Below are 6,421 nucleotides of genomic sequence, written 5' to 3' on the forward strand. Positions count from 1 at the left end.
GGCCCGTTCCGGGCCATTCACCCCGGAGTATTTTGGCCAAGAAGAAGATCATAAGAGCGCCGCCAGAAGCATCAATGTGGTGGCGAAGAAGCCGAAAGCCCAGATCAGCGAGCGCCAGGGGCGCAGGCCGAAGTAATAGGCCGGGATATAGAGGATGCGGGCGCCGAGATAGGTATAGGCGCAGGCGGCGGTAAAGGGGGTGGAGCCGTTCGAGAGGGTGATCACCGCGCAAGCGATGGTGAAGAGGATCAGCCCTTCGAAATGGTTGTTCAGCGCGCGTTGCAGGCGGGCGGTTTTGACCGACAGTTCTCGCGAGGGCGCGCGGTCGCGCGCGGAGCTGGTATAGCCGGGGCCAAGTTCAAGGTTCGCAGGAACCGCGAAGAGGATGAACTGGACCACTTGCAGCAGGGCGGCGAGGGTTAGGGCTGTGAGTTCGGGGGTCATGGGGCTTTCTCGTGATGGCGGGCAGATTGCCCGACCTAAGAGTTCTGATAGTGCTACAACGCGCTAAAGTTTAACATGTAATGCAATTTCGGCTCACAGGTTACCAACAACGGTCGCGGATCCTCGACTTCCTCCATGAAGGCTATTTAAAGATCACGTTCGACTCAGGGTAAACGTTGTCGGGTAGCGCTCGCAGCAATCCACATACTTGAACGTGCCTTCGTATACAAAACTATAGGACGGATTGGCATTCTTGTGCTTACGGAAGAAAACGATCAGTTCATCATCGTTCTGCCGGTGATCTTTAATTAAATGGTCTGTTCGTCCCGACGTCTGCCCCTGCCAGGTCAGCGTATCTCCTTCAAGCTTGTCCCGATACGGTGTTCTGTCGGCAGATTTCACTTCCGTAACAAAAAGCCAGATCGATTTTTTTCCTGATGGCCGGAACACGCCGGTATTAATGGTTGCGTCCAAAATGCCATATGCAGACTTCAACTGCTTCCGGGAATATAGTTGTCCGATTTTCAGGTCCGTTGAGGTATAAGCAGAGCCGGAATCCGAAAGACTATGGGCAAGGTGTGTCATTTTTCGGTCCTCACAAATCCATCAGCAACCGCCGCGGATCTTCCAGGGCGTCTTTGACACGCACGAGGAAGGTCACGGCGCCTTTGCCGTCGACGATGCGGTGGTCGTAGCTGAGCGCGAGATACATCATCGGGCGGATCACCACCTCGCCGTTGATTGCCATCGGGCGATCCTGGATCTTGTGCATGCCGAGGATACCCGATTGCGGCGGGTTCAGGATCGGCGAGGACATCAGCGAGCCATAGACGCCGCCGTTCGAGATGGTGAAAGTGCCGCCCTGCATCTCGGCCATGGAAAGCTTACCATCGCGGGCGCGCGCGCCTTTCTCGGCGATGGCTTTTTCGATCTCGGCAAAGCTCATCTGGTCGGCGTCGCGAATGACCGGCACCACAAGGCCGGTTGGCGTGCCCGCCGCGATGCCCATGTGGACGAAGTTCTTGTAGACCACATCGGTGCCGTCGATTTCGGCGTTGACCTCGGGAACCTCGCGCAGGGCGTGACAGCAGGCCTTGGTGAAGAACGACATGAAGCCAAGTTTGACGCCGTGCTTTTTGAGGAACTCATCCTTGTATTCGTTGCGCAGGGTCATCACCCCGGTCATGTCCACCTCGTTATAGGTGGTGAGCATGGCGGCGGTGTTCTGGCTTTCCTTGAGGCGGCGCGCGATGGTCTGGCGCAGGCGGGTCATTTTCACGCGTTCCTCGCGTGAGGCATCCTCGGCAGGGGAGGGCGCGCGCGGGGCGGCGGCGTCGGGGGCCGGTGCGGCGCTTGCAGAGCTTGCGGCCTTGGCGACGTCTTCTTTCATCACGCGGCCATCGCGGCCCGTGCCGGTGACGGAATCGCGGCTTATGCCGGCCTCGGCCATGGCTTTCTTGGCGGAAGGCGCGTCTTCGACGTCACGGCCCGCAGGCGGAGTGGTGTATTGTTCACCATCAGAGCTTTTGGTGGGCTCGCTGACCGCAGCCTTTTGTGCGGCCCCGTCGCCCGAGGACAGCACGGCAAGTTTGCCACCCGCCTGCACGGTGTCGCCCTCATTGGCGAGGATTTCGGTCAGCGTGCCGGCCGCAGGGGCGGGCACTTCGACCGAGACCTTGTCGGTTTCCAGTTCGCAGAGCATCTCATCGGCTTCGACGCTATCGCCAGCCTTTTTGAACCAGGTCGAGACGGTCGCCTCGGTCACGGATTCGCCAAGGGTGGGCACCATGACATCGACACTGTCGCCGCCAGAGGCGGGCGCGCTTGCGGCGGGCTTTTCGGATTTCTCGGCCTTTTCGGTCTTGGCGGGCGCGCTTTTGGCCTCGCCTTCGGTGATGGTTGCAAGAAGGGCGTCAACACCAACGGTATCGCCCTCTTGTGCAACGATCTCGCCCATGGTGCCGGCGGCGGGGGCGGGCACCTCGACGGTGACCTTGTCGGTTTCCAACTCGCAGAGCATTTCATCTGCTGCGACCGGATCGCCGGGTTTCTTGAACCAGGTGGCCACGGTGGCCTCGGTCACGGATTCGCCAAGGGTGGGGACGCGGACTTCGGTTGTCATGGGTATTATCCTTCGATGGTCAGCGCGGCATCAACCAGCGCTTCTTGTTGTGCTTTGTGTTGTTTGGCAAGGCCCGTGGCAGGCGAGGCCGCGGCAGGGCGCCCGGCATAGATCGGGCGTGAATGTTTGGCCTTGATGCGGGTCAGCACCCATTCGATATTGGGCTCGATGAAAGACCAGGCGCCCTGGTTCTTGGGTTCTTCCTGACACCAGACCATTTCGGCACCCTTGAAGCGTTCGAGTTCCTTGACCAGCGACATCGCCGGGAAGGGATAGAATTGCTCGATGCGCATCAGGTAGACATCATCAATGCCGCGATTGTCGCGCTCTTCGAGCAGGTCATAATAAACCTTGCCCGAACACATCACGACGCGCTTGATCTTTTTGTCCGCCGCCAGCTTGGTGTCGGAAAGCCCGTATTGCGCGTCATCCCACAGAACCCGGTGAAAGCTTGACCCGGTGGTGAATTCCTCGGTCTTGCTGACCGCCATCTTGTGACGCAAAAGCGATTTCGGCGTCATCATGATAAGCGGCTTGCGGAAGGTGCGGTGCATCTGGCGACGCAGGATGTGGAAATAGTTCGCCGGCGTGGTGCAATTGGCCACGATCCAGTTGTCGCCGCCGCACATGGTCAGGAACCGTTCAAGACGCGCCGAAGAGTGTTCGGGCCCTTGCCCCTCATAGCCATGCGGCAACAGGCAGACGAGACCGGACATGCGCAGCCACTTGCTTTCGCCCGACGAGATGAACTGATCGAACATGATCTGGGCGCCATTGGCGAAATCGCCAAACTGGGCCTCCCAGAGGGTGAGCGCGTTGGGTTCGGCAAGGCTATAGCCGTATTCAAAGCCGAGCACGGCGTATTCCGAGAGCATCGAATCGATGACCTCATATTGCGCCTGCCCCTCGCGGATATGGTTAAGCGGATAATACCGTTCTTCATTGTCCTGATTGATCAGGCCGGAATGGCGCTGGCTGAAGGTGCCACGGGTACAATCCTGGCCCGAAAGGCGCACAGGATAGCCCTCGGTCATCAACGAGCCGAACGCCAATGCCTCGGCTGTGGCCCAGTCAAACCCTTTGCCGGTTTCAAACATCTTGGCCTTGGCATCAAGCAGGCGTTCCACGGTCTTGTGCAGCGGAAAATCCTTGGGGGCCGTGCTGAGCGCGCGCCCGACTTCATCCATGGTTTCGGGTGAAATAGAGGTTTCACCGCGTTCGTATTTTCCGCGATGCGCATTGAGATCGGACCATTTCCCGTCAAGCCAGTCGGCCTTGTTGGGGCGATAATCCTTGCCGGCCTCGAACTCATCCGCGAGGTGGGATTGAAAGGCGGCCTTCATATCCTCGATTTCGCCTTCGGGGATAAGGCCGTCTTTCACAAGCCGCTCGGTATATAGCGACAGGGTGGTCTTTTGTTGTTTGATCTTCTTGTACATCACCGGATTGGTGAACATCGGCTCGTCGCCCTCGTTATGGCCAAAGCGGCGATAACAGATCAGGTCGATCACGACATCCTTGTGGAACTTCTGACGAAATTCGGTAGCGACACGTGCGGCGTGAACACAGGCCTCGGGATCATCGCCATTGACGTGGAAAATCGGCGCCTCGACCATCAGCGCGATATCGGTCGGATAGGGCGATGAGCGCGAGAAATGTGGTGCTGTGGTAAAGCCGATCTGATTGTTGACCACGACATGCATGGTGCCGCCGGTTTTATGCCCCTTGAGGCCCGACAGGCCAAAGCCCTCGGCAATCACGCCTTGCCCGGCAAAGGCCGCATCGCCGTGCAGCAGGATCGGCAACACGGCCGTGCGATCGGTGTCGCCAAGTTGATCCTGCTTGGCGCGCACCTTGCCCAGAACGACAGGGTTCACCGCTTCAAGGTGGCTTGGGTTCGCGGTCAGCGACAGGTGAACCTTGTTGCCGTCGAATTCGCGGTCGCTTGAGGCGCCGAGGTGGTATTTCACATCGCCCGACCCGTCGACCTCTTCGGGCTTGAAGCTGCCGCCCTGGAATTCGTTGAAGATCGCGCGGTAGGGCTTGGCCATGACATTGGCCAGCACCGACAGGCGGCCCCGGTGGGGCATGCCGATCACGATATCGCGCACGCCAAGCTGACCGCCGCGTTTGATGATCTGCTCCATCGCGGGAATAAGGCTTTCGCCGCCATCCAGGCCAAAGCGCTTGGTACCCATGTATTTGACATGCAGGTATTTTTCAAAGCCTTCGGCCTCGACAAGCTTGTTCAGGATCGCCTTGCGGCCTTCGCGGGTAAAGCTGATTTCCTTGTCATAGCCCTCGATCCGTTCTTTCAGCCAGGCGGATTGCTCGGGGTCTGAAATATGCATGTATTGCAGCGCGAAAGTGCCACAATAAGTGCGCCGGACGATGGCAAGGATCTCGCGCATCGACGCGATCTGAAGGCCAAGTACGTTGTCGATGAAGATCGGGCGATCCATGTCACCCTCGGTGAAGCCATAGGACTTGGGGTCAAGCTCGGGGCGGATCGACTGTTCGCGCAGGCCAAGCGGATCAAGATCGGCGGCAAGATGGCCACGGATGCGATAGGCCCGGATAAGCATGAGGGCGCGCACAGAATCAAGCACGGCGCGCTTCACATCCTCATCGCTAAGCTTGATGCCCTTTTCGCCTGCTTTCGCGGCGATTTTCTTGCCGGCATCCTTCATTTCGGGCGCGGCGGGATATTCGCCGGTCAATGCCGCCGTCAGGTCGTCATTCGGTTCTGGCGGCCAATCGGCGCGCGCCCAGGAGGGGCCGGCAGCCTCGGCGCGGACATCATCCCCGCCATCGCCAAGCTGGTCGAAAAACGTCTTCCACGCTTCATCGACCGCAGTCGGGTCATTGGCATAGCGCGCATAAAGCTGTTCCAGATATTCGGCATTATGCCCCTGCATGAAGCTGGAGGCATGGAACTGGTCGTTGGGGGATTGATCGGTCATGTTGTCACCTTGTCACGCGGGCTTTGGGTGGCGGCTGTAGCCGCCCTTTTCAAAATACCACCGCAATTTCTGAACGACGGCTGATATTGTCTCGTCGTCATAATAATCACTGATGGAAAAGCCGTTCCGAAGTTCGGCTGTAACTTTCGTTTTCGGCAGTCTAGTCAGCGAGGCATCAAGCGTCAGCTTCTCGCACAGCTTTTTGAGATCGTTTTCAAGATCTTCATAGCGCACAAGAATGTCAGGCACAAAATTACCATGTTCGAACACGATATCCTCATCGTTTGGCCCGCTTTTGTTCAGAACAAAGTCGCGAAACGCCTCGCGGTGCACTGCGAGATCATTGGGCAAGGCTGGCAGGCCCTGCCAGCCGCGGACATAGTGAAAGCGTGAGATCATACTGTCAAAAGGATCCCGGATGGTCGTGATTTTGCGGTAACGACACCATTTTTCTTCACCAAGATTTTCATGAACGGCGGCTGCGCTCATATGATTGTACCAAATCATGTCAGGGTGGGCCGTATCTTTGGGCCGCGGATGTAACCGCATGCCGATGACACCGTGATGGGTCTCTAACGTGTGGGTCTGCTCGACAACTGGATGGCCTGGCGGCGCGCAGAATGGTTGCAGGAACATCTCAACCGAGGTGCCCGCGGTTTTTCGCGTCTTGAGAAATATAAACTCATGATCGTGGCTTACCATAACCATACACGAAACCTTTTTGAGGCTATCCAGGCTGAGCGGCAGGCGCTCAGCCTGTGTCGGCTAATTACCCGATGGCTTCGAGGACGGCTTCGCCGAGGCCTGCGGGGCTTTCGGCGACGATGATGCCGGCGGCTTTCATGGCTTCGATCTTGTCGTCGGCGCCGCCTTTGCCGCCGGCCACGATGGC

The 6,421-nt window shown here is 58.3% G+C and carries 5 protein-coding genes and 1 pseudogene; all 6 read right to left on the reverse strand.

All coding sequences use genetic code 11. From position 1 onward, the window contains the following. Positions 1–48 precede the first annotated feature (48 nt). On the reverse strand, positions 49–444 hold the full coding sequence (locus BMZ91_RS18215) for an MAPEG family protein (RefSeq protein WP_092841870.1): 396 nt from the start codon (positions 442–444) through the stop codon (positions 49–51). A 153-nt stretch (positions 445–597) separates the two neighbouring features. Then, entirely contained in the window at positions 598–1,029 is a 432-nt protein-coding gene (locus BMZ91_RS18220) for a DUF3427 domain-containing protein (RefSeq protein ID WP_092841872.1), read from the reverse strand. 10 nt (positions 1,030–1,039) lie between these two features. Beyond that, a complete protein-coding gene (gene odhB / locus BMZ91_RS18225) occupies positions 1,040–2,566 on the reverse strand; it encodes a 2-oxoglutarate dehydrogenase complex dihydrolipoyllysine-residue succinyltransferase (protein WP_092841875.1) in 1,527 nt (508 codons plus the stop codon). Between the two features lie 5 nt (positions 2,567–2,571). Next, entirely contained in the window at positions 2,572–5,529 is a 2,958-nt protein-coding gene (locus BMZ91_RS18230) for a 2-oxoglutarate dehydrogenase E1 component (protein WP_092841877.1), read from the reverse strand. A 12-nt stretch (positions 5,530–5,541) separates the two neighbouring features. Next, entirely contained in the window at positions 5,542–6,237 is a 696-nt protein-coding gene (locus tag BMZ91_RS18235; protein ID WP_143076388.1) for a sulfotransferase family protein, read from the reverse strand. A 61-nt stretch (positions 6,238–6,298) separates the two neighbouring features. Continuing rightward, positions 6,299–6,421, reverse strand: a pseudogene (locus BMZ91_RS21225) (succinate--CoA ligase subunit alpha); the annotation flags it as partial.

It is taken from the genome of Roseovarius lutimaris (genome assembly GCF_900115165.1).
In the GTDB taxonomy this organism is placed as follows: Bacteria; Pseudomonadota; Alphaproteobacteria; order Rhodobacterales; family Rhodobacteraceae; genus Roseovarius; species Roseovarius lutimaris.